The organism is Tepidibacter mesophilus (genome assembly GCF_002724055.1).
Classification (GTDB): domain Bacteria; phylum Bacillota; class Clostridia; order Peptostreptococcales; family Peptostreptococcaceae; genus Tepidibacter_A; species Tepidibacter_A mesophilus.
This window is the reverse complement of the sequence record NZ_BDQY01000002.1, coordinates 138,822-165,001: the sequence shown is the minus strand read 5'-3', so window position 1 is coordinate 165,001 and position 26,180 is coordinate 138,822. Positions and strand designations below refer to the sequence as shown.

20 protein-coding genes are annotated in these 26,180 nt (G+C 29.6%); 3 read left to right on the top strand and 17 right to left on the bottom strand.

The window, feature by feature from the left end; all coding sequences use genetic code 11:
• Window positions 1–10 precede the first annotated feature (10 nt).
• The 12 genes from mraY to Tmeso_RS02500 form a co-directional block, all read right to left on the bottom strand.
• Window positions 11–973 (bottom strand): phospho-N-acetylmuramoyl-pentapeptide-transferase, encoded by a 963-nt coding sequence (gene mraY, locus Tmeso_RS02555; protein ID WP_099187933.1) that lies wholly within the window; start codon window positions 971–973, stop codon window positions 11–13.
• A gap of 44 nt (window positions 974–1,017) precedes the next feature.
• Window positions 1,018–2,397, bottom strand: coding sequence for a UDP-N-acetylmuramoyl-tripeptide--D-alanyl-D-alanine ligase (locus Tmeso_RS02550; RefSeq protein ID WP_242967835.1), 1,380 nt, complete (start codon window positions 2,395–2,397; stop codon window positions 1,018–1,020).
• A gap of 9 nt (window positions 2,398–2,406) precedes the next feature.
• Complete coding sequence (locus Tmeso_RS02545; RefSeq protein WP_099187929.1) at window positions 2,407–3,855, bottom strand: UDP-N-acetylmuramoyl-L-alanyl-D-glutamate--2,6-diaminopimelate ligase; 1,449 nt, start codon at window positions 3,853–3,855, stop codon at window positions 2,407–2,409.
• A gap of 108 nt (window positions 3,856–3,963) precedes the next feature.
• The gene (locus tag Tmeso_RS02540; protein ID WP_278281314.1) at window positions 3,964–6,135 is read right to left on the bottom strand and encodes a stage V sporulation protein D; all 2,172 of its coding nucleotides are present in this window, start codon (window positions 6,133–6,135) and stop codon (window positions 3,964–3,966) included.
• Window positions 6,136–6,383: 248 nt separating this feature from the next.
• Complete coding sequence (locus Tmeso_RS02535) at window positions 6,384–8,555, bottom strand: PASTA domain-containing penicillin-binding protein (protein WP_242967833.1); 2,172 nt, start codon at window positions 8,553–8,555, stop codon at window positions 6,384–6,386.
• An 18-nt stretch (window positions 8,556–8,573) separates the two neighbouring features.
• Window positions 8,574–8,960, bottom strand: coding sequence for a cell division protein FtsL (locus Tmeso_RS02530; protein ID WP_099187925.1), 387 nt, complete (start codon window positions 8,958–8,960; stop codon window positions 8,574–8,576).
• Between the two features lie 42 nt (window positions 8,961–9,002).
• The gene (rsmH, locus tag Tmeso_RS02525) at window positions 9,003–9,938 is read right to left on the bottom strand and encodes a 16S rRNA (cytosine(1402)-N(4))-methyltransferase RsmH (RefSeq protein WP_099187923.1); all 936 of its coding nucleotides are present in this window, start codon (window positions 9,936–9,938) and stop codon (window positions 9,003–9,005) included.
• A 26-nt stretch (window positions 9,939–9,964) separates the two neighbouring features.
• Window positions 9,965–10,702 (bottom strand): prolipoprotein diacylglyceryl transferase, encoded by a 738-nt coding sequence (lgt, locus tag Tmeso_RS02520; protein ID WP_099187921.1) that lies wholly within the window; start codon window positions 10,700–10,702, stop codon window positions 9,965–9,967.
• A gap of 104 nt (window positions 10,703–10,806) precedes the next feature.
• On the bottom strand, window positions 10,807–12,087 hold the full coding sequence (yfmH, locus tag Tmeso_RS02515) for an EF-P 5-aminopentanol modification-associated protein YfmH (RefSeq protein ID WP_099187919.1): 1,281 nt from the start codon (window positions 12,085–12,087) through the stop codon (window positions 10,807–10,809).
• 15 nt (window positions 12,088–12,102) lie between these two features.
• Window positions 12,103–13,362, bottom strand: coding sequence for an EF-P 5-aminopentanol modification-associated protein YfmF (gene yfmF / locus Tmeso_RS02510; protein WP_242967830.1), 1,260 nt, complete (start codon window positions 13,360–13,362; stop codon window positions 12,103–12,105).
• A gap of 1 nt (window position 13,363) precedes the next feature.
• Entirely contained in the window at window positions 13,364–14,479 is a 1,116-nt protein-coding gene (locus tag Tmeso_RS02505; RefSeq protein WP_099187915.1) for a hypothetical protein, read from the bottom strand.
• Window positions 14,480–14,575: 96 nt separating this feature from the next.
• Window positions 14,576–14,989, bottom strand: a complete 414-nt coding sequence (locus tag Tmeso_RS02500) for a YhcN/YlaJ family sporulation lipoprotein (protein ID WP_099187913.1) — start codon at window positions 14,987–14,989, stop codon at window positions 14,576–14,578.
• Window positions 14,990–15,206: 217 nt separating this feature from the next.
• Between Tmeso_RS02500 and ychF the strand changes: the two genes are divergently transcribed.
• Window positions 15,207–16,301, top strand: coding sequence for a redox-regulated ATPase YchF (gene ychF, locus Tmeso_RS02495; protein ID WP_099187911.1), 1,095 nt, complete (start codon window positions 15,207–15,209; stop codon window positions 16,299–16,301).
• A gap of 309 nt (window positions 16,302–16,610) precedes the next feature.
• Here the strand turns inward: ychF and Tmeso_RS02490 are convergent, their stop codons facing one another.
• From Tmeso_RS02490 to Tmeso_RS02480, 3 genes are all read right to left on the bottom strand, one after another.
• Window positions 16,611–17,159, bottom strand: coding sequence for a DUF6144 family protein (locus tag Tmeso_RS02490; RefSeq protein ID WP_099187909.1), 549 nt, complete (start codon window positions 17,157–17,159; stop codon window positions 16,611–16,613).
• 93 nt (window positions 17,160–17,252) lie between these two features.
• Window positions 17,253–18,089: an AraC family transcriptional regulator gene (locus Tmeso_RS02485; protein ID WP_099187907.1), complete on the bottom strand. Its 837-nt coding sequence runs from the start codon at window positions 18,087–18,089 to the stop codon at window positions 17,253–17,255.
• A 532-nt stretch (window positions 18,090–18,621) separates the two neighbouring features.
• Entirely contained in the window at window positions 18,622–19,953 is a 1,332-nt protein-coding gene (locus Tmeso_RS02480) for an aminotransferase-like domain-containing protein (RefSeq protein WP_099187905.1), read from the bottom strand.
• A gap of 181 nt (window positions 19,954–20,134) precedes the next feature.
• Between Tmeso_RS02480 and Tmeso_RS02475 the strand changes: the two genes are divergently transcribed.
• Both Tmeso_RS02475 and Tmeso_RS02470 read left to right on the top strand, forming a co-directional pair.
• Complete coding sequence (locus Tmeso_RS02475; RefSeq protein WP_099187903.1) at window positions 20,135–20,602, top strand: C-GCAxxG-C-C family protein; 468 nt, start codon at window positions 20,135–20,137, stop codon at window positions 20,600–20,602.
• 16 nt (window positions 20,603–20,618) lie between these two features.
• Window positions 20,619–21,554 carry a TDT family transporter gene (locus Tmeso_RS02470; RefSeq protein ID WP_099187901.1) on the top strand — a complete coding sequence of 312 codons (936 nt, stop codon included), beginning with the start codon at window positions 20,619–20,621 and terminating at the stop codon, window positions 21,552–21,554.
• A gap of 66 nt (window positions 21,555–21,620) precedes the next feature.
• Here the strand turns inward: Tmeso_RS02470 and nifJ are convergent, their stop codons facing one another.
• Both nifJ and pduL read right to left on the bottom strand, forming a co-directional pair.
• Window positions 21,621–25,160, bottom strand: a complete 3,540-nt coding sequence (gene nifJ, locus Tmeso_RS02465) for a pyruvate:ferredoxin (flavodoxin) oxidoreductase (RefSeq protein WP_099187899.1) — start codon at window positions 25,158–25,160, stop codon at window positions 21,621–21,623.
• Window positions 25,161–25,577: 417 nt separating this feature from the next.
• Window positions 25,578–26,147: a phosphate propanoyltransferase gene (gene pduL, locus Tmeso_RS02460; protein ID WP_099187897.1), complete on the bottom strand. Its 570-nt coding sequence runs from the start codon at window positions 26,145–26,147 to the stop codon at window positions 25,578–25,580.
• Between the last annotated feature and the right edge of the window lie 33 nt (window positions 26,148–26,180).

The following is a 26,180-nucleotide window of genomic DNA, read 5'->3' as shown; positions in this document are numbered from 1 at the left end:
CTAATCATGTCTAAGCTAAAGATATGAAACCTATTATACTAAGTATTATACTTACAGTCCAAAATACGATAACTACCTTTGTTTCATGCCATCCTTCCAACTCAAAATGATGATGCAAAGGACTCATCTTAAATACTCTCTTTCCTGTAAGTTTATACGATGTTACCTGAATTATTACGGATAGTGATTCTGCAAAGTATATACCACCTACAATAGGAATTATAAGGGATAGATTCAAAAGTATAGCTGCAGCTGCAACAGCCCCACCTAGAGCCATAGAACCCGTATCTCCCATGAATACCTTTGCAGGATGCGCATTAAATTTCAAAAAGCCTAGACAGGCTCCAACCAAAGAAGATGAAACTATAGCTATCCCATCATTTGCATATTTAATTGATATCATAGCAAAAAACACCCCAACTATTAAAGTAACTCCTGATGCTAATCCATCAAGCCCATCTGTTAAGTTTACACTATTTACGGTAGCAACAGTTACAAATACTATAAACGGGATATATAAAAATCCTAAATCTATATTTTGCTTTAAAAATGGAACTATTACTTGAGTTCCCAGTATCGAAGTCTTCGATTGATATATTGCAAGTAAAGTAGCCAGTGCAAATTGACCTATTAATTTTTGATAAGCTCTAAGACCTAAAGATCTTTTAAGAACCACCTTTATGTAATCATCTAGAAATCCTATAAGTCCAAATCCTATTATTGATATTAAAGCAAATATCATATCATTATTGATTCTAGCTGTTGTTATACAAGTCATAAACACAGCTAGAATCATTATTATTCCACCCATTGTAGGAGTTCCATTTTTTATCAAATGGCTTTTAGGTCCCTCATCCCTTACTGTTTGCCCAAATTTTAATCTTTCTAACATAGGTATAAATATAGGCCCTAATATTAAAGTTATTGCAAACGAAACTACAATAGTCATTATCACATGTTGTATATCACCCATTTTATAAACTCCTCTCGCGTTTTAAGCTTTCTTTATTGAAAGAATTAGATTTTATAATTATTTAAAAAATCAACTATTTCTTCCATTTTCATCCCTCTTGAACCTTTTATTAAAATAACATCTTCTTTTTTTAGTATAGTTTTGAGATAATCAATAACTTGTAAATTACTATTGAAGTTTAATATATTTTGTTCATTAAATCCTTTTTTGATTGCCCCATTTCCTATATACTTCGAATCTTTTCCAACAGTTATTACTATATCAGAGTTACCAATTGCATATTCTCCTACTAATTCATGACCAACCTTTGCATACTCTCCCATTTCAAGCATATCTCCAAGTACAGCTATTTTTCTATTTTGTTTATATTCACCAAGTATGTTAAGAGCTGCTCTCATAGAATCTGGACTTGCATTATAAACATCATTTATTATTTCAAATGAATCTGTCCTTAATATATCCAGTCTCATTTTACCATTTTTAAAATTTAAAAGCCCTTTTTTTATTTCATCTATGCTAAGTCCTAGCTCAATTCCAGTTAATATAGCTGCCATTGCATTATATATATTGTGTTTCCCTCTTGCAGGAATAAAAAACTCTTCTTTTTGATTATGAACTATACATTCAAAATCTATCCCCGTTTCATACATTTTATATTCAACACAATATAAATCATTGTCTTTTCCAAATCCAAATGTTTTTAATTTATAGTCTAATTCTTTATTTTTTAAAGTTTTTAAATACTCATCATCCGCATTTATTATAAGGGTATTATCATTAGTAAAGTTTTTAGTTATTTCAAGTTTTGCCTTTAATATGCCTTCTCTAGATCCCAAATTTTCTATATGCGAAAGCCCTATATTGGATATTATAGCTATTTTATGATTCACTATATCTGATAGATATTCTATTTCACCAAAGGAAGACATTCCCATTTCAAGTATAGCACATTCATGTTCATCTTTAATCTTAAATATAGTTAACGGAAGTCCTATATGATTATTGAAATTACCCTCTGTTTTTAGTGTATTATATTTACTAGATAACACACTATATATCATATCCTTAGTAGTAGTTTTTCCTGTACTTCCTGTAACAGCTATATAATTTATCAAAAACTTTTCTTTATACAATCTAGCTATATCTCCTAAAGCCTTAGTTGTATCCTCAACTTCTATAATACTTACATCCTTACTATCAAAATCCAAATCATGATTTTTATCCTTTAGAAATATTCTACATCCATTTTTGTATGCATCATACACAAAATCATGTGCATCATATTTTTCTCCAATCAGAGGAATAAATATAAATTCATTACCTACATTTTTACTGTTTATACTTATATTTTTTATTAAAGTGTCTTTATTTCCTTTTACAAGCGTTGCATTTAAATTATTAAGAATTTCATTTATAGTTATCATTTTTATATTCTATTCCTTTCCTAATATTTCTTTAACTACTTCTTTATCATCAAAATGTATTTTTTCTTTACCTAAAATTTGATAATCTTCATGCCCTTTCCCTGCTATAATTACTACATCTCCATCTTCAGCCTTATCTATAGCATGCTGTATTGCTTCTTTTCTATCCAGTATAACCTTATAATCTAATTTATCTATTCCCTTTAAAATATCCTTCACTATATCTTCTGGAATTTCGGTTCTAGGGTTATCACTTGTTATAACTGTATAATTAGAGTTGTCTTGGCTTATTTTTCCCATTAAAGGTCTCTTTGTCTTGTCTCTATCTCCTCCGCATCCAAATACTGTTATTATATTCCCTTTTACAAATTCTTTAGCAGTTTTCAATACATTTTCAAGTGCATCAGGCGTATGAGCATAATCTATTATCACACTGAATCCTCTGTCCGTTTCTACACTTTCAAATCTTCCTGATACACCATTTGTATTTTCTAGACTTTCAGCTATAGTTTCTTTTGGTATATCCATTAAATAGCACAGAGCTATAACAGCTAATGAATTATATACAGAAAACCTTCCCGGTATAGGAGTTTTTATATTCATTTGATATTTCGGTGTTATTAATTTATATTCAATTCCACTGGAATATATTTTTATATCTTTTGCCATTATATCTGCTTCTTCTTCTATAGCATATGTCATTATAGGTGTTTTTAAGTTTTTTATAGACTCATATATTTTTTTCCCACCATCATCATCTAGGTTTATAATGTTACCAAGAGTTGTTTTATGAAATAACTTTTCTTTTGCCCTTCTATATTCATCTAAGTCTGTATGAAAATCAAGGTGATCTTCAGTTAAATTTGTAAATATACCGAACTTAAATTCGCAATCATCAACTCTTTTAAGCTCTAATGAGTGAGACGAAACCTCTATAGCGCAATCATTTATATTTTTATCAAGCATTTCTCTGAAGTATCCTTGTAGTTCAACACTCTCTGGAGTTGTTCTTGATGAAACTATTTCCTCATCTCCTATTACATTCTTTATCGTTCCTATAAGACCTGTTTTTTTATTATTATATTCAAGAACTTCTTTTATAAGATGAGTTATGGTCGTCTTTCCATTAGTTCCTGTAACACCTATTAAATTTAATTTTTTAGTTGGATTATCATAAAAATTAGAAGATATTTTTGCCATTGCTTTTCTAGTATCTTCAACCCTTATAAACGTATATCCTTGTATGTAAATATCCTCTTCTACCAAAAAGGCTGTACTTCCTTTTTGAATAGCATTATGTATGAACTCATGTCCATTTAAGCTAAATCCCTTAATACAAATAAACAAACTATTTTTTTTTAATTTTCTTGAATCATAGTTTATATCATCTATATTTATGTCAACACTCCCTTTAATATTGACAGTATCTAAACCCTCTATCAAATCTCTCAATAACATATTAGTGCTCCTTTCAAAATATAAAAAATTCGCTTCACTATAAAAGACAATGCATATAAAAATACATTGCCTTTTTAATTATATAACACTTTATCTTTTTTTAATAGCTTATTTAAACTCAACAGTAATTATAGAATTTACATTCAATTCTGCATTCGGATCCTTATCTTGAGATACAGCAATTCCTGAGCCTATTGGTTTAAGCTTCAACCCTAATTTTTTCAAAATATCGTCACATTCTTTTACAGTTTTTCCCGTTAAATCTGGAACTACTACATTTATTATATTCTCATTCCCTTTATTATTTGGCTTAGTATAAAGTATTATGTTAGATTCTTCAAGTACCTTAACTCCAGGCTTTGGAAATACATCTATAATTTTTTCTTCTCCAGTTGCATATATATTAGGCGCGACTGTGAATTTAAAATTCTTCTCTTCCAAAATTTTCGCTGCTTCCTTAAGTTTTATATTTCTAACCTCAGGAACACTCACTTCTCTTTTCACGAAATCAATTTTTTCTTCCTCTGTATAATCAGGTTTTATATCTAGATATTTTAAAGTATTATAAATTACCTCTTTAACTATAGGTCCTGCTGTCGTACTACCGAACTGAGTCTCTCCATTAGGTTCATCTAATATAGCAAGTACGGCTATTTCAGGATTTGACGCTGGTGCAATTCCAACAAACGATGTTATATATCTCCCATTTGCATATCTTCCATCTATAACTTTTTGCGCTGTTCCAGTTTTTCCACCAACATGATATCCTTCTATATAAGCTATTTTACCCGAGCCTTCTGATACAACCGATTCCATAATATTTCTTAAAGTTCTTGATGTTTCCTTAGAAATAACTCTTCTAACCTTTTTAGGATCTATACTTTTTATAACATTCCCTTTATTATCTATAAATTCTTTAACTATTCTTGGTCTCATAAGTTCTCCATCATTAGCTATACAACTTATAGCCGTTATAAGTTGTATAGGAGTAACAGATATACTTTGACCAAAAGATATTGTGGCAAGCTCTACAGGCCCTACATTCTTTTCATTGTATATAAGTCCACTCTCCTCTCCTGGAAGGTCTATTCCGGTTTTACTAGTAAGTCCAAATGCTTTTATATATTTATATAAGTTTTTTACTCCTAATCTTTGACCAACTTCTACAAATACGGGGTTACATGAATTTTGAACAGCTTGAGTAAAGGTTTCCTGTCCATGAGGTCTATAATGTCTCCAACATTTTATTCTTCTTCCTCCTACCATAATAAATCCCTTATCATAAAACTCATCATCAGGAGTTACAACCCCCTCTTCAAGTCCAGCTGCGGATGTTATTAACTTGAATGTAGATCCTGGCTCATACGTATCATTAACCACTGGATTTCTCCACATTTTAAACCAGCCTTTTATCTTATCCTTTTCACTATATTTATTTAATTCTTCTTCAAAACTTTTGTATATAGGCGTTCTATAGTTATTAGGATCATAATCAGGTTTTGATACCATAGCTAATATATCACCTGTCTTTGGCTGCATAACTATTACATGCACTCTTTTAGCTTTATTTATAATAAGAGCTTTTTCTACTGCTTTTTCAGCATAATGTTGTATAGTTTCATCTACCGTAAGAACCATTCCAGATCCATCTTTAGGTTCATGATATTTTTCACTTCCCCTTGGAATTTCTCTACCAGATGCATCTGTACTTATAACTAGCCTTCCGGAAAATCCTTTTAATTCCTTATTATATTTAAGCTCAAGTCCAGATACTCCCTCATTATTAGGAGATACATGCCCTAATATATGAGCTGCAAAATTCCCATATGGATAATATCTTTTATTATCCTCAGCTATCCATATACCCTTCATTTTAAGCTTTCTTATTTGGGATGCCTTGTCATCCTCTATCCATCTTTTAACCTTCACAAGTGCTACGTTCTTACTAATTTTTTTGTATATCTCATCTTCTTCCTCTTCAAGTATCATAGATAATTCTTTAGCTGTAGACTTTTTATCCTTTATCTCAGATGGCTTAGCCCATACGGTACTCTTAGTTATACTATATGCAAGCTCTTTTCCTTTTCTATCGTATATAGTTCCCCTCTTTGATTCTATAGGAATATCTCTTGTTTGTTGAGCTATTGCTTTTTCCTTTAGCCAATCTCCTTTTACTAATAATAAATATCCTATTCTCCCTATTAATAACACAAATATCAACGCTACAATCATCAGTATGAATACCAACCTCTTTTTAGTCCTAACTCCAAATCTAGACAAAGACCTATCCCCCTTCATGTTTCACCGTAATAATCATCTACATTAAATTTATGCTTTTCATTATAATTACTATTCATAATAAAAAAAAGATATGCTTAATACGCATATCTTTTTTTTATTATGGAAAATCATATAATTTTTGAGTTGCAAGTAACATTGCTAAAAATACTACAACATAAACTATCTTGAGCGACGGAGCCCATAGGACTCGTTGGCAACATGAGCTATGCAGTAACATGAATCGAATTTTACTTGAATTGTACTGTAACTATAGAGTTTGATTCTACTTGAGTATTTGCAATCGGATTTTGAGTGACTGCCTTTCCATTTCCTGTAGCTTTAAGTTTTAGACCTAAACCCTCAAATATATTTGACACTTCTTTTATAGTTTTTCCTTCTACACTCGGAACATTAACCTTATCATTGTCATTTTTTCCTTTTACATATAGTATTACATTTGATTCTACAGGTATTTTAGCCCCTGGTTTTGGGAACATATCTATAATTTTCTCATTTCCATCTACATTCATATTAGGTTCTATAGTGAAGTTAAGTTTATTATTTAATAATAATTTTCCAGCTTCTTGAAGCGTCAAGTTTCTAACTTCAGGGACTATAGTCTCTTCTTTTATGAGATCTTGTTTTTCTTTTTCTGTATAAATAGGTTTTACATTTAAATATCTTAAAGTATTATATATTATATCTTTAACAGCAGGAGCTGCTACACTTCCTCCATAATAGCTTTGTACATTAGGTTCATCTACAACAACCAAAACTACAACCTTTGGATTATCAGCAGGAGCTATACCTACAAAAGAAGATATATATTTCCCTTGTGCATATTTCCCGTTTATAACTTTTTGAGCAGTTCCAGTTTTTCCTCCAACATGATATCCCGATATGTATGCATTTTTACCTCCACCATGTGTAACCTCAGCTTCCATTATGCTTCTAAGTAACTTAGATGTATCTTCTGATACTACATTTCTTACTTGCTCAGGTTCAAATCTTTCCACAACATCTCCATTGCTATCTATAAACTCTTTAACAACTCTTGGTTTCATAAGTTTTCCATCATTAGCTATAGATGAAACAGCTGTTATCAATTGTATTGGAGTCATAGATATTCCTTGTCCAAATGACATAGTAGCAAGTTCCACAGGCCCTACATCATTTTTCTTATATGTGATTCCTTTTCCCTCTCCAGGTAAGTCTATACCAGTTTTTTCTGTTACTCCGAAAGCTTGTATGTACTCGTATAATTTATCTAGTCCTAATCTTTGACCAACTTGAACAAATACTGGATTACATGAATTTTGGATAGCCTGAGCAAAAGTTTCTTCTCCGTGACTTTTAGGATATCCGGCATCCTTTATCATTCTGTCTGCAACCATAATATATCCCTTATCATAAAATTTCTCATGTGCTTTTACAACATCTTCTTCAAGTCCTGCTGCTGCTACTATAAGTTTAAAAGTAGACCCTGGTTCATATATATCATTTACCATAGGGTTTCTCCACATATCCATCAATACATTAAGCTGATCTTCTCCCGAATCCATGCGTTGTTGATACACAGGGTATACCGGTATTCTTGGATTGTTAGGATCATAATCTGGTTTTGATACCATAGACAAAATTTCACCAGTTTTAGGATCCATAACTATTGCATGGACCTTTTTAGCATTAGAATTAATTAAAGCTTTATCCACTGCCTCTTCTGCATAATGTTGAACAACCTCATCAATAGTTAAAACTATATTCATTCCATCCTTAGGCTCATTATACTTCCCATTTCCATATGGAATTTCTTTTCCTGATACATCTGTGCTTATTATATTTCTACCCGGAAGACCTCTTAGGTCTTTATCGTATTTATTTTCTATACCTGCCATTCCCGAATTTTCGGTTGAAACATGTCCAATCACATGAGATGCAAAGTTTCCATAAGGATAAAATCGCTTATTGTCTTTGACTACCCACATCCCTCTTAGGCTATGTTTTTTTAATTCTTGCATCTTATCATAATCTATCCATCTTTTTACTCTTACAATGCTCTTACCAGAATTTAGTTCTTCTAATATAGCGTTCTTGTCTTCTTCTAACACCTTAGCAATAACATCCGCATAATCTTCTCTTAAATCTTTTTTGCTTGAAGATATCATCTTAGATGGTTCTGCCCAAACAGTATATTTAGTAAGACTTAAAGCAAGTTCTTTTCCTTTTCTATCATATATAGTTCCTCTTTTAGCTTCTACCGAGACATCCTTTGTCTGTTGAAATAAAGCCTTTTCTTTTAGCCAAACGCCTTTTACTAATTGTAAGTACCCAATCCTTACAACTAAACATAAAAACACAAAACACACTACAAATAACATCTTAATCAATCTGCTTTTATAGCGCATATTAGATTTAGACAAAAGCTCCCCCCCTTATCATCAATCAATATTTATATAAACAGTTTGTTCTTCATTTGGATAATTCATATTAAGTTTTTCTTTAGCTTCTTTTTCTATAAATCCACTTCTGCTTAGTTCATCTAATTTTAGATCTAATTGTTTTTTTTCATTTTTTTTATTTTTAAGTTCTGTATCCAAAGAATGTATATCGTATCTAAGATTAGATATAATAGAATATCTATACATAAAGGTTATTACTATGGATAATATAATTGCGACAAATACAACACTTATCAAATTCTTTCTTTTATTCTTAGACTTTTTATTTTTAAACTTGTTTATATTATTGAGTTGAGATTTTTTCTTTAATTTCTTTTTCTTTATTTTCTTATATTCATTTAAACTTATTGTGTCTTTTTTATCCATACTCAATCCCCCTTTGCATTTGAGTATACTCTAAATAATCAATTATATTTTTTCAGCAACTCTTAGTTTAGCACTTCTCGATCTTGGATTAAATTCTATTTCTTCATCAGTTGGTATTATAGGTTTTCTAGTTATTATCTTAACTATTCTTTCCTCATCACATTGACATATAGGAAGTTCTTTTGGACATATACAATCTGTATATAAATTTTTATATATATTTTTTACTATTCTATCCTCAAGAGAATGGAATGTTATAACACATATTCTTCCTTTAGGGTTCATAATACTTGCTGCATCCTCTATCGTCTTATCTATTATGTCAAGTTCATTATTAACTTCTATTCTTAAAGCCTGAAATGTTCTTTTAGCAGGATGGGGTCCATCTATTCTAGCTTTTTTAGGGATAGCCCTTTTTATAATGTCAACTAATTCTCCTGTGGTTTTTATATAATTTTCTTCTCTTGATTCAACTATGAATTTTGCAATTCTTCTAGCCCAATTTTCCTCACCGTATAACTTTATAATTCTATTAAGGTCATCTTCACTATAATTGTTAACTATATACTCAGCTGTAATAGGATTTCTAACATCCATTCTCATATCAAGATGTGCATCTTGCATATAAGAAAAGCCTCTTTCTCTTTCATCTAATTGGTGAGATGATACTCCAAGGTCCATTAAGATACCATCAATACGATTTACACCTATCTTTTGAAGTTCATCTTTTAAGTTAACAAAATTAGAATGTACAAACTCAACTCTACCCTCATAAGCTTTAAGTCTTTCTTTGGCAACGGTAATAGCATTTATATCCTGATCAAACGCTATTAACATTCCGTTTTCTCCAAGTCTCTTTGCTATTTCACTAGAATGACCTGCTCCCCCCAAAGTACCATCTACATATACTCCATCAGGTTTTATATTTAAATTTTCTATACATTCATCTAATAATACTGATACGTGATTAAATTCCATTTTTTCCTCCTATATTGTTAAATAAACTAAATTTTGTTATTTTTCTTATTCATAAATACCAAATGAATAAAGCTTCCTACAACTATTGTTGATAAACTTATAACTTGAGCGATTCTAAGAGGTCCAATCATTAAACTATCGATTCTAAGACCTTCAATAAAAAAACGTCCAACAGAATATATAATAGCATAATATGCAAATACATTCCCATCGTATTTCTTGTTTTTTCTAAGCCACATTAAAAATAAGAACAGACAAAAATTCCAAATGGACTCATATAAGAAAGTTGGGTGTACATTAACTCCATCTACATTAATCGCCCAAGGAAGATTAGTTGGTCTACCGTAAGCTTCTTGATTTATAAAATTCCCCCATCTTCCTATAGCCTGACCAATCGCTAAACCAGGCGCAATTAAATCTAGTATTTTGAGAAAATCTAAATTCTTAAATCTACAATATATATACCCCACTAGAACAGCAGCTATTATAGCACCGTGAATAGCAAGTCCTCCACCTCTTATATTTATCATTTCATATATGCTGCCTTTATATATATCCCAATTAAATATTACATAATACGTTCTAGCTCCAATTATAGAACACGGAATAGCTATTATTAATAAATCTAATAATTTATCTTCATTTATACCTACTCTTTTAGCTTCTCTAAGCGCCAATATCATACCTATCATTATACCCGTAGATATTAAAATTCCATACCATCTAACGCCTATCCCAAATATAGTAAATGCAATAGGATTCATAGAAAACACCTCCAAAAATAAAAAATTCGTCTAGTCGCTATCACAAAGAAAAAAACTAGGTTAAACCTAGCTTTTATTATACCACAATATCAATTTTTAAGTTATTATTTAGGATTTATTATTGATATAACAGAATACTCTTCATTAAAATGTTTATTGAATCTATCTTTCACATCTTCAAATGTTATAGATTTTAATACTTCTAAATAATCTATAAAGTTTATATCTCTAAAATGATACGATATAAAATTATTAGCAATAAATTCTACTGAATCGAAATACTTTAAGAACATCCCTATTTTCTTTTTCTTTATTCTATCAAAATCTTCTTTATCAAGACCTTCTTGTTTATATTTATTTATATAGTCAAATACAATATCTTTAACTTTATGAGGATCTTTAGATTCTCCTCCTATAATAGTGTAGCCATGGTCTATTTGAGATACATGATCACAACCGAAATTCTGGTTAATAAGTCCACTTAAATAAAGCTTTTCATATACACTACTTCCTTTTTTAAGTATCATATCTAGTATTATTTCAGTGCATATCTCTTTTTTAAGAAGATTATTACCCCTCATATTTACGTCTAGATCCTTTATCCCTATATTAAATAAAGGAATGGATACAGATAAATTCTCTACTATTTCTTTTTGTTTTATTTGATTTGGTTCTTCCTCTTTAAATATCTTTATATCATCAAGAATGTCCTTAGGCTTTATAGATTTATTAATAGACTCCATTACCTTATCAATATCTAAATCTCCAACTACAAACAAAGCCATATTAGAAGGATTATAGAAGGTATTATAGCACTTATATAATTCTTCCTTATCTATCTTATATATACTCTCCACACTTCCTGCAATATCTATTCTCGTATTGTGCTTAATATACATAGCCTTTAAAGTATTGAAATATACCTTCCAATCAGCATTATCATCGTACATATTTATTTCCTGAGCAATAATTCCTTTTTCTTTTTCTACATTTTCATCAGTAAAATAAGGTGTTTGAACATAGTCTATTAAGTGATCTAAGGATTCATAAAAATTATCAGTTGCAGAAAATAAATAAGCTGTCATAGTAAAATTAGTAAAAGCATTCGCACTGGCCCCCAGCAAAGAAAATTTATCAAATGCATTACCACCACTTGGCTGTTCAAACATCTTATGCTCTAAGAAATGAGCTATACCTTCGTTAACTTTAATTTTTTCAGTTTCATTTATAGGTATAAACTCTAATTCATTAGAACCGTAATTAGTAGCAAATACTGCATATTTTTTACTAAAACCTTCTTTAGGCATAAAAAATACTTCTAAGCCACAATCTAATTTATCATAGTATATTTCTTCTTTTAATATATCATTAACTATTTTTTTCATGTTTTTATGCCTCCTTTAGTTTCTCAAAAAATACACAGTATCTAGTGTTATCCCAGAAGATACCTCTACAACATCTTTAATTTCAACATTCTCTATCTTATTCATTATGCTATCTAAATCTTCATTAACTCCGCTTATACCTTGACTATAATAAAAATCAGATAAAGAATTTAAGCTGTCTCTAACAGACTTTATAGAGTTTATTATAGAGTTTTTACTATTTCGTATTTCTTCCTCAGATATATCAGATTTTTTGATTTTTTCAAGCTGTTCACCTATGAGTTCTATAGCCTTATCATACTTATCTATTTCTATTCCAGATGAGATAAACATAATAGATTTATACTTCTCTATCATAGAGTAAACGTAATAACATAGACTCTCTTTTTCTCTTACATTTAAAAACAACTTAGAATGAGGTCCTCCTCCTAATATACTAGAATAAACCATTAAAGAATAATATCTATTATCCTTATAATCTATATTAGTTCTATATCCTAGTGTTATCTTACCTTGAGTAATATCCATCTTGTCTACTATATTTTTAATAGAATCCACACTGTTTACATTTTTATCCCCAACTACATCTATAACATTGCCTCTTTCAAATTTAAATATATTTTTTATATAATCTAAAACCATATTTTTATCTAAACTCCCAGCAATAACTATATCTATTGGAGATGTTTTTATTATATTCTTATAATGATTATACAGGTTCTTCTCATCTATAGATTCTATATCCTCTTCATATCCATACTCGTATATACTAAACTTTTCATCTTTACACATTTCTTCAATACATCTTTCAAGTGCAAATCTGCTCTTATCATTTATTCTAGACTTTATTTTATCTCTTAGATTGTTCTTTTCTATATCTAAATATTCCTTATTAAATCCGTTATTCTCTACTAAAGGATTATTTATCATATCGTTAAAAAACACTAAGCTTTCTTTAAGTATTTCTTCATCTAAATAAGTTTCATCTGTTATAGACATCTTAAAGCTAAGTATCTGTATATCTCCTTTTTTAGCTACATCAGCATAAACTCCTGCCCCATATAAATCATCTAGTTTCTTAGATATCTCTCTTTGGCTTTTAAATTTATTGCTTCCACTTTTAAGTATATTAGGTATTAAAGCATTTTTAGTCACTTCTTTTCTATCAAGTGGTCTTTGCATATACACACTTATAAGATTAGTTTTAAATTTATCTACACCTATAAAAGTCAAATTTATTTTATCGCCTAAATTTATTTTCTCTACTTTATGCAAATTATTTACCTCCTTCATTTTCTATTAACTTTATTTTCTTATAAAGTTCGTCTACTAATACATCATTTTCATTAAATGGTCCTATGTAATAAAATCCAGTTCCATCAGGTATATCTAACTTTTCAAGTATATATTCTCCTAAAGACCTTATATATATGTTTTCAAATAATGCAGTAGGCATAACCAAATACAAACGGTCTACACCATATTCTAGTAATTCATCTCCTGCTTTTATTATATCCTTTTTATGATTTTCTAAAAGAGGTAATTTAACTTTTATATCATAATTTTTGTCATATTCAAGATATTTTTTTATCTTTTGTCTAAAAAGTATATCCTCATTTAAGTTGTTCTTCTTTTCAAGTCCAACCAGAAGAACACCTATGGACTTATTATCACTTATAGTGTTTATAATTTCTTCCTTATAAGCATTGGCAAGTGCCCTTGAATTCCAAAGTAAATCCGTCATACTCATATTTACCTCATACTTTAATATCCCTAAATTATCTATCCTATTTTTTAATAAATCATAATCTTTTCCCTCTGTCAAAAACATAGGACATACTATTATATTTTTATAGCCTCTATTTAGCAAATCTATCAATGTATCTTCTATATAGTTATCTGTATACAAATTGCTATTCACTACTGTATATTCGTTTTTTAATTTTTCAGATAACTTTTTTCTTAAAAGATTAGATTTATCCTTGAATTGGCTAGATCCTAAATGTTCATAAGTCCCTTTATATTTATAAAGATTATATGTCATATTAAAAAAAGAATAAATACCATTTCTATAATAAATTTCTTTTGCTCTTTGATTTAAGTTATACCTTCTATCTTCTCCATCATATACTAGTACTATAGCTTTTTTAGATTGTTCCTTGTCAGATAATTCTAAAATTTTCGTCTTAATATTTTCTTGAAAAAATATTATTATTAAAAAGTTTAGTATAAAATACGATATAAAAAAGCTTGTAATCAAAAACTCTGTGTTCTTGTCTGATACTATATTATAAATTCCAATAGTAAATATTATTATACATGCTCTTTCTAAAAATCCATCTAATACGAATATACAAAAAAAACACAATCCTAATATTATTTTTTTTAACAAATTAATCACCCACATTTTATAATTATAAAAGTTCTTCATATACTTATAAAATTATGAGTACTTACAAAAATAAAGAACAGAAGTTTTTCTGTTCACTTAAACATTCGGAATAAAATTTTTAACTATATTCTGTATCTCCCATTTTAAATCGACTTTATTACCTTCATATGCACTTTTAGATATATTTTGAATTTTTTTTGATACATTTTCATTAGATGTTACAAATATGTTCTTTATATTCGAATTTTCATTTTTTACTATATTCTTTATACTTTTTTTTAGTGATTCTTGGTTAATATAATTTATATCATTTTGATTTTTAAAGTTTACATTGATAAGAGCCGTAGTGTTAGTACATAATACATTACAATTACCTATATACTGTATTTTAGATATATCTTGTTGTATATCTACTGCATTTTTCATAGAAGTATTATTTGAAGTCGAATTACATCCACAAATTATAAAAACTAATGCTATAACCATATAGGAAATATATCTTCTATTCAAAATATCACCTCCTCATATTATAGTTTTTTCTTTTTGTTATATATTAATGTAAGTAATTTTATATTTTTCAGGAAATTCTAAACAATATAATTTAATTTTTTCAACATATATTTTTGTTTTGTTGCACGTATAGCTCATATAAGTTATAATAACTCTGTATGTTTTAAAGTTTTTTACAAAAACTAGTTGATAACTAATGAACGAAAGGAAGATTCATATGAAATTAGGTATAGTTGGTTTACCTAACGTTGGAAAAAGTACTTTATTTAATGCTATAACTCAAGCTGGTGCAGAATCAGCAAATTATCCATTCTGTACTATAGAACCTAACGTTGGTGTTGTTTCAGTTCCAGATGAAAGATTACATAAATTAAAAGAAATATATAATTCTCAAAAAATAGTTCCTACAGCTATAGAGTTTTGCGATATAGCAGGTCTTGTTCGTGGAGCTAGTAAAGGAGAAGGTCTTGGTAATAAATTCTTATCTCATATAAGAGAAGTTGAAGCAATAATACACGTTGTCCGTTGTTTTGAAGACCCTAACGTAGTTCACGTTGATGGTTCTGTAGATCCTCTAAGAGATATAGAGACAATAAACCTTGAGTTAATATTCTCTGATATTGAAATACTTGAAAGAAGAATACAAAAAACTCAAAAGGCTGCAAAAGCTGATAAATCTCTTATGTCTGAGCTTAACTTCGTAAATAAATTGAAGGATACTTTAGAAGACAACAAGTGCATAAGAACTATGGACTTTACAGAAGATGAGCAAGTTTTTGTTAAGCAACTAAATCTTTTAACTTCAAAACCTGTAATATACGTTACTAACGTATGTGAAGATGAGCTTGCTGATGAAGCTGCTAATAATCCATTGGTTGCAAAAGTTAGGGAATTCGCTTCTTTAGAAAATGCTCAGGTAGTAGTAGCTTGTGCTCAAATAGAAGCTGAAATTTCTGAACTTGAGGAAGATGAAAAGAAAGAATTCTTAGCAGATTTAGGTCTTCACGAATCTGGTCTTGATAAGCTTATAAGAGCTTCTTATTCTTTACTTGGACTTATTAGTTATTTAACTGCTGGACCAAAGGAAGTTAGAGCTTGGACAGTAAAAATGGGTTCTAAGGCTCCTGAAGCTGGCGGAAAGATTCACTCAGATATCGAAAGAGGATTCATAAGAGCAGAGACTATAGCATATAATGATTTAGTTAATGTTGGTACTATGAGTGCTGCTAAAGAAAAGGGGCTCGTTAGACTTGAGGGAAAAGAATATATAGTTAAAGATGGAGACGTTATATTATTTAGATTTAACGTGTAATATTAAAGCCTGATGAAATTTCATCAGGCTTTTTTTATGTGTGCTAACGGACTATTATATGCAATTTTTACATTTTTCTAGTATGTGGGAATGCTATTAGTTAAATACCTCTACTATGTTAAATATTTAAGTAACAGAATTCGTTGGCGTAATGTGGATGAATCATGTTTTATATATCGACTTTTCAGTACATTATATTTCATTCCATATAATCAACTGAATATTATTATCCTTTGGACTATTGATGATACTTTATCATATTAGGAAAGATATGTCACTTTTTATAGCTGGTATTAAATAAGATTTATTTTATTTCCATATAACTCCTTGTGGAATTATTTTCATAAGGCATCTTTCATTACCCATTTTTATACTTTTTAATAACTCAACATCAACTTTACATTGAAAGGCTTTTTCAAATAGTACTTTACTATACCCAGCAGTACATTGGCACCATGAATCAGAATCTAACCTATCTACATCTGCAAGCATCGGACACGGACAAAAATTAAATTGTAAATAAAGATCTCCATTTTCATAAAATAATCCTGCATCTTTTGCTTTTTGTAAATTTCCAAACTCCTCTAAACTTGATGCTAATCCCATTAGTTCTTTCACTAATTCTAATTTCTCATCCATTCCATAGCCACACTGACATTTCATTCTAATCTTCTTAGTAGTTACTTTATCAAGTTTGCTTTCTAATCTCTTCATTGTAGAATTTACCCATGTAGCATTATCCTCTGATTTACCACTTTCCTCTTTTCCATATACAACTTCCCTTGCAATATCTTCATTACTCTCATTTTTTACAGCTTCATAAATAACCTGCTCTTGGATTTTCCTTATATCAAACATAAAATCCCCCTTTTCCTAACTTTATCTAGTGATAGCTTTATCACTATTTTTATAATAAAGGAAAACTTACTTTTTTACTTCTGAATTCTTGCTCTATTTAATAGCAATACATAAATCCATAGTAACATTATTATTTTTTCTATCAATATTGTGATAAATACCTAATCCATATCTTTTATCCCTTTTATATCCACTAAGTGGAAGCCAAATATTAAAAAATCCCTGGAATGTCACAAAAATATCACATATATATCCATTAAATCGATAAACTGCAAATTTACCACCTTTTATCATTGTAACATTCTCTAACTCTACATCTTCATCAACAGTGATGCATAAATCATATATACATTTATCTAATTGGGTAATAGATGGATCATCGTAAGATTTTTCAATCAAAAGTGTATCTGATTTAATATAGTTTTTGTACCGTTTCATAAATCTATACCAATTAATACCTATATCACTATAATTTCCTATATATCTTTCATAGATTACTTTAAAATCAGCTAGATTTTGTATAATAATCTTCTCATCATAATATTCAAAAGACTTAAAATCATTGTATTCACTAGGATAAAATGGATTAGCAACGTACGTTGAATTCATAGCCTTTCTAAATTCCACTGGACAAATACTATACTGCTTACTAAAGGCTGAACTATAATTAGAAGAACTGTATCCATAATCAACTCCAATATCAGTAATAGTTTTATTTTTTTCAACCTTAAGACTTACTGCACTTTGATCCATTTTTATACGTTTGATAAAAGCATAAATACTTACTCCTGTTTCTTCTTTAAACATTCTGCTAAAATGATATTTTGAAAAATTACAGTGATTAGCAACATCTTCAATAGAAATGTCTTCATATATATGCTGTAAAATATACTCAATACTTTTATTTATCAAAGGATTTTTAATTATCATTTCAATCCCACTCCCCTAAATGCTTTTTACATAACTACTAATGATTTTAGTTTTCTAAGAATTTTACTGCCATTTATAAAAAAATATTACGGAAAATGATAACTTTATTAATAACATTGATAATGAAAAATATAAGCTTCTTTGAACAGTCTTTTCATATTTATTTTATACTTAAAATAATCTTTACCTCTTTAAATTATAACATATTTTGTAAATGTAATATTACTTATGATACGTCATTTCCACTTATAAAAATAGCCTTAACCAAGTACTATCAAGAATCAAAGACTACTTTTAATATTAATTCATGGTGTCGAGTATAGAAATCCCTCACGAGCTTTTCTAAATCAAAACTTCGCCTTTGGCTTCTACGGTTTAAACACTTGCGCAGTAGTTTCTTTATTTCTAAGCAGAATTGACCTATCATATGCAATTTTTATATTGTTTTTGAAGATGGGAGACGGTAATTTTAAGATTCTTTAATCTAGTACCACAATTATTATCAGATTTATTATAATGCATAAATGCAAATTTACTTTATCTTAGAAAAATAATTATAAATACCATTTATTCCTTCTTTTATTTGAGCTACATTCGTTCTAGAAACACTTATCTTCATCAAATTTATATCCTCCATTTTAAATGCAAAACTTTCTCTAGTATCCTTAATGATAATTCTACTCACAGCTAGATCATCAATAATTGTATCAAAGTTTATTTTTTTATTTGTTTCTAAAGATAAGAAAAAACCTGTCTCAGGAACATTTACTTTTAGAATCTCAGGATTAAAGTTATTACAGATATTTTTTAGATATTTCATTCGTTCTTTGTATTCATTTTGTAACATTACTTTTGACTTTTTAAACATACCATTTTTTATATATAAATCTAAAGCACCTTGAGGAAGAATAGAAGTGTAAATATCAGACCACTGTTTATACTTTAAAAATGGAGTTATTAATTCTTCTGGCAAGACAACTGCAGCAATCCTTAGACCTGGTAGCAATATTTTTGAAAATGTTTTCAAATAAATAACTTTATTACTTGTATCAAAAGAGTATATGGGATCATTTTTAGTTTTTGTATCTAGGTCTACTAAGTAATCATCTTCTACAATATACACATTATATTTGTGTGCTAATCTTAATATCTCTTTCTTCTCTTTAACTGTATAACTTCCACCCGTAGGATTATGAAACCTAGGTACTGTATAAAAAAACTTAATCTCTTCTTCTTTGAATATTCTCTCTAGTTCTTCAAAATCAATTCCATTAAATTTTCTCTTAATTCCAATAGTTCTTATACCATTTAAATGTAAATTTTTAATCATACGATCATAAGTAGGATTTTCAATTAATACAACATTTTTTCCATTAGGAAAATCCATTTTATTCAGTATATTTACTGCTTGCTGGGATCCTGAAGTAATTATAATTTGAGAAGCTTTGCAGAATATCTGATAATCCTGAAGGTATTTTTTTATAGTTTCAATTAACGAAGGTAGTCCTTGAGGCTGCCCATAGGATAGTAACTCTATTTTATTTTTTCTCATAGCCTGATCCAAGCAATGATGAAACTCATTGTAAGGTATTAGATCTTTATCCGGAAGAACTGTTGAGAAATTAATTTCATAATCTGTTGTAAGCTTTTTTTCATCTTTTGCAACCAAATAATATCCACTTTTGGGAATAGAATATATAAAATGTTCCTGCTCTAATTGCTTATATGCTCTTACAACTGTAATATTGCTACATCGAAATCTGTCAGCAATAGCTCTTATAGAAGGTAATTTTTCTCCTATTTTTATTTTTTCTTCTTCTGCCAAGTTATTTATATAGTCTATGATTTGTGTATATTTTTTCAACGACAACTCTCCAATCTGTACTTATACACATCATTTTTTCTTTTATTGATATTTTTCTACATTTTTATTATACTAAAAACTGCAGCTGCATTAAGGTAAAAGATATCATTATTGAAAGTTTTTATGAAATATCATGTATGTATAGATAGAATTTATACACAATATAAAAGGAGTGATTTAAATGAATAAAGAACAAATTATAGAAAAAGTAAAATCTATTGCAGAAGGCTATTTTGAGAGAGGTGAGTTTTTCTGTTCTGAATCAGTTGTACATACTATCAATGAGTTACTAGGATGGCCTTTTCCTAAAGAAACAGTAAAATTAGCCTCAGCTTTTCCTGTTGGTATGGGAAAATCAGGATGTCTATGTGGAGCTGTTAGTGGTGGTCAAATAGCTCTAGGTATGGTCTATGGAAGAAATCACGGGGAATCTATGAATCAAAAAATATTCCCAATAGCAGCAGAATTACATGATTACATAAAAGAAGCTTATAAAAGTACTTGCTGTCGTGTAATTACTAGAAATTTTGAGTTTGATTCACCTGAAAGAAGAAAACACTGCATTACTATAACGGGATTAGTTGCTGCTTGGGTAGCTAATAAGTTAATAGAAGATGGTTCAATAGATATAGATAAAATAAGTTTATAATAACGGAGAGTGTAGAATGAAAAATATAGTAAAAAAACTACCTATCCCTGCATCAGGGTTAATGTTGGCTTTAGCAGCATTAGGAAACTTAGTAGTATCTTATGGAGAGACATACAAAAATATTTTTGGATTAACTAGCTTCGTTATACTATTACTTCTAATAATAAAATTTATATTACATCCTAATGTTGTTGCCGAAAACTTAAAAAATCCTGTGGTTGCAAGTGTTGCTCCTACTTTTTCTATGGGTATTATGCTCTTATCAACTTACATTAAGAGCTACTTACCTTCTATTTCATTTGCCATCTGGATTTTTGGTTTATTAATACATTTTTCATTGTTATTTTATTTTACTAGAAACTTTATTTTTAAGTTTCAAATACAAAAAGTTTTTCCAAGCTATTTTGTAGTATATGTTGGTTTTGTAGTTGGAAGTGTAACAGCACCAATGCACAATGTTAATAATTTAGGACAACTTCTATTTTGGTTAGGGCTAATATTTTATTTATTGCTATTACCTATAGTAATTTATAGAGTTTTGTTAGTGAAGAATATTCCAGAACCAGCTTTACCTACAATAGCAATTTTTGCAGCACCTGCAAGTTTATGCCTAGCTGGATATATTAGTGCTTTTCAAAGTAAAAATTTAGTTATACTAGTTTTTTTAATCATTCTTTCATTATCAACAACTTTTTCTGTACTTTTATATATGCCCAGACTGTTAAAGCTCAAGTTTTATCCAAGCTACTCAGCTTTTACATTTCCTTTTGTAATAAGTGCAATAGCTATAAAAAAAACAAATTTATTTTTAAAAAGCAATAACTATAATCTAAGTTTCTTGAAATATATAGTGAAATTCGAAGAATATTTTGCCGTTTTAATAGTTATATATGTTTTAATAAAATATATTGAATTTTTATCAGTCACAAGAAATTTATCTTCAAATCAATAACTATCATTTTTTAATTAAAAAAATAAAAATAAGAGAAGCTTTCGCTTCTCTTATTTTTATTATTTATTAAGCTTGTTCAGCCATTTTTTTGTAAGTTTCATATCTTTGCTTAGAATCTTCTTCAGCTTTAGCAAATAACTCGTCAGCTATTTCAGGGAAAGCTTTTTGAAGAGATGTGTATCTTACTTGTCCAAGTATAAAGTCTCTAAAGCTCGCTGTTGGCTCTTTAGAATCTAATGTAAATGGATTCTTTCCTTCTTCTTTTAATGTTGGGTTGTATCTATATAAATGCCAGTATCCAGATTCAACTGCTTGCTTAGTATTGAATTGAGTACGTCCCATTCCTTCTTTAATACCGTGGCTTATACATGGAGCATAAGCTATTATTAGAGATGGTCCATCATACTTTTCAGCTTCTATTAAAGCTTTCATGAATTGATTTTTATCTGCTCCCATAGCAACTTGAGCTACGTATACATATCCGTAAGTTGCAGCTATCATACCAAGATCTTTCTTCTTAACTTTCTTACCAGAAGCTGCAAATTTAGCAACCGCTCCTGTTGGAGTAGCTTTTGAAGATTGTCCTCCAGTGTTTGAGTAAATCTCTGTATCAAATACAAGAACATTTACATTTTCTCCTGAAGCTAACACATGGTCAAGTCCACCATAACCGATGTCATAAGCCCAACCATCTCCACCTACAATCCACATAGACTTCTTGATTAAGTAATCTTTCTTATCTTCTATTTCAGCTAATACTTTCTTAGCTTTTTCATCTGTTATATTATTTGATTTTAATAATTCAAGAACTTTAGCACTTGATGATTTAGAAAGATCTGCATCGTCTTGAGAGTTTAACCACTCAGTAAATACTGATTTGTATTCATCTGCTATATCAAGTTCTATTATTTCATTCATTAAGTCAGTTAATTTGTTTCTCATTTGCTTAACAGCTACTGCCATACCAAATCCATATTCAGCATTGTCTTCAAATAGTGAATTAGCCCAAGCTGGTCCTTTACCTTCATGATTTGTACAGTATGGAGTAGTTGGAGCTGATCCTCCCCAAATTGATGAACAACCTGTTGCATTAGCTATTATCATTCTATCTCCAAATAATTGAGTTACAACTTTAGCATAAGGTGTTTCTCCACAACCAGCACAAGCTCCTGAGAACTCAAGAAGCGGTTGCTTGAATTGACTTCCCTTAACGTTGTTTGGACTTACTAAATCTTCTTTTGGTGATACACTTATAGCATACTCCCAGTTTGGAACTTCTACTTCTGTTTGTGTTTCAAGAGGCTTCATTATTAATGCTTTTTCTTTAGATGGACAAATATCAGCACAGTTTCCACATCCTGTACAATCCATAGTAGTTACTTGAATTTTATATTGAAGTCCTTCAAGACCTTTACCTACAGCTTTTTTAGTTTTAAATCCTTCTGGTGCATTATTAACTTCTTCCTCAGTTAATAACACTGGTCTGATTGCAGCATGAGGACATACGAATGAACATTGGTTACATTGAATACAGTTATCTATTTGCCACTCAGGTACGTTAACAGCTATTCCACGTTTTTCATATGCAGCAGATCCATTTTCGAATGTTCCATCTTCCATACCAACAAAAGTACTTACCGGAAGAGAATCTCCCTCTTGTCTATTTATTGGATTTAATATTTTTTCTACAAATTCTGGAATATCTTTAGATTCACCTATTGCAACTTCTGTTTGTACAGCACTTGACCAAGAAGCAGGAACTTCTATTTTAACAAGAGCATCTAATCCCTTATCTACCGCTGCATAGTTCATATTAACTACTTTTTCACCTTTTTTACCATAAGACTTAACTATAGAATCTTTTAAATACTCAACAGCTTTATCTAACTCGATAACTTCTGCTAATTTGAAGAACGCAGATTGCATTATCATATTTATTCTATTTCCAAGTCCTATTTCAGATGCTATATCAGTAGCATTTATTGTATAGAATTTAATTTCGTTATCAGCTATATATTTCTTCATTGATGCTGGTAATTTTTCATCAAGTTCTTCCATTCCCCACTTACAGTTAAGAACAAAAGATCCGCCTTTTTTAAGTCCTTTTAATAAATCATATTGATCTACATAAGATTGGTTATGACATGCTATAAAGTCTGCTTCGTTTATTAAGTAAGTAGATTTTATAGGTTGTTTACCAAATCTTAAGTGAGAAATAGTTATACCACCAGATTTTTTAGAGTCATAAGAGAAATATCCTTGAGCATAAAGATCTGTTTTATCTCCTATGATTTTTATAGCACTCTTATTGGCTCCAACAGTACCGTCTGAACCAAGTCCCCAGAACTTACATCTTATAGTTCCTTTTGGAGCTGTGTTTATTTCTTCTGTTACTTCTAAAGATGTGTTAGTTACATCATCTACTATTCCTAAAGTAAAGTTATTTTTAATTTCTGATTTATTTAAATTATCATATACAGCCTTAATTTGAGAAGGTAAAGTATCTTTTGATCCAAGACCATAACGTCCACCAACTATTATAGGTGCATTTTCTTTTCCGTAGAATAAAGTACGAACATCTTGATATAAAGGCTCTCCTAATGCTCCTGGCTCTTTTGTTCTATCAAGTACAGCTATTTTCTTAACTGATTTTGGAAGAACATCGAAGAAATACTCAGGTGAGAACGGTCTGTATAGACGAACTTTTATTAGCCCTACTTTTTCACCTTTAGATGCTAAATAATCTATAGTTTCTTCTATTGTATCTGTTACTGAACCCATAGCTATTATTATGTTTTCTGCATCTTCAGCTCCATAATAGTTAAATGGCTTATATTCTCTACCTGTTATTTCACTAATTTCTTTCATGTATTCAGCAACAATTCCAGGTACTCTTTCATAATATGTATTAGATGCTTCTCTTGCTTGGAAGAAAATATCTGGATTTTGAGCTGTACCTCTAGTTACAGGATGTTCTGGATTTAAAGCTCTATTTCTGAATTGTTTAACAGCATCTTGATCTACAAGTCTTGCGAAATCTGCATGATCTATAAGCTCAACTTTTTGAATTTCATGAGAAGTTCTGAATCCATCAAAGAAGTGTACAAATGGTACTCTTGATTTGATAGATGCTAAGTGAGCAATTCCTCCAAGATCTATAACCTCTTGAACTGAACCTGATGCTAAGAAAGCAAATCCAGTTTGTCTTGCTGCCATTACATCTGAGTGATCTCCAAATATAGAAAGAGCATGACTTGCTACTGCACGAGCACTTACATGAAATACACCTGGAAGAAGCTCTCCTGCTATTTTATACATATTTGGTATCATTAAAAGAAGTCCTTGAGAAGCTGTAAATGTTGTAGTTAAAGCTCCCGCTGCTAATGATCCATGAACTGCACCTGATGCTCCTCCCTCAGATTGAAGTTCTACAACTTGTACTCTTTGATCAAATATGTTTTTCATTCCATTAGCTGACCACTCATCAACATGTTCTGCCATAGGAGATGATGGTGTAATTGGGTAAATAGCTGCAACATCAGTAAATGCATATGATACATATGCAGCAGCAGTATTACCATCCATAGTTTTCATTTGCTTTGCCATGATAGTAAATCCTCCTCATTATTTTAATTTTCTTATCTTGAGTATAGTATACAATATACATACTGTCAATCATTCTATGATTTCAAAAAACAAATCAAAATCACATGATTAAACTTTCTGTATTTTTATAAAATTTAATTTCTTTTAATTACATAATAGTCCATATTTTTATTAAAATCAAGTAAATATAGTATAATTTTGTTACTAAAATTTATTTTTTCTAATTTTTCAGTAATTTCAATCTTTTTATAGGTATAATTCAATTTTAAATATATTTGAAATTTAAATTTTTTATTATGTTCCAAATTTTACCCATTCATTAGATTTATTAAACTATTTGTAGACTTATATTTTTTTCCAATAATATAAAGGTAGCCTAATTAGGCTACCTTTATATTATTCTTATATATATTTTTTTTATTCATTAATTAATTCTACTAAATCTCCATTTCTAACTCCAGCTGCATTTCCTTCTTCTACATCAACGTGCATTTCAAGTGCAAACTTTGGACTTACTCTTACTAATACGTTTTCAAATACTACTGCTCTTCCTCCGAAAGTTCTTATCTTAACCTTTTGATTGTCTGTTACATTGAACTTTTCAGCATCATCAGTATGCATATGTATATGTCTTGAAGCTACTATAACTCCTCTTTCAAGCTCTACTTCACCTTTTGGTCCTACTATTTTTATTCCAGGAGTTCCTTCAAGATCTCCTGAATCTTTTATAGGTGCTTTAACACCTAATTTAAATCCATCACTTAAAGCTATTTCAATTTGAGTTTCTCCTCTTGCAGGTCCTAATACTCTAACTCCTTTAATTTCTCCCTTTGGTCCTATTACATCTACTTTTTCTTCACATGCAAATTGTCCTGGTTGAGAAAGGTCCTTAAAATGAGTTAATTTAGCTCCTTGTCCAAATAATACATCGATGTCTTTTTGTCCTAAGTGTATATGTCTATTTGATAATGCTATAGGTAATTTCATTACTCTAACCTCCTAAATTGTTTTTCAAGGAAT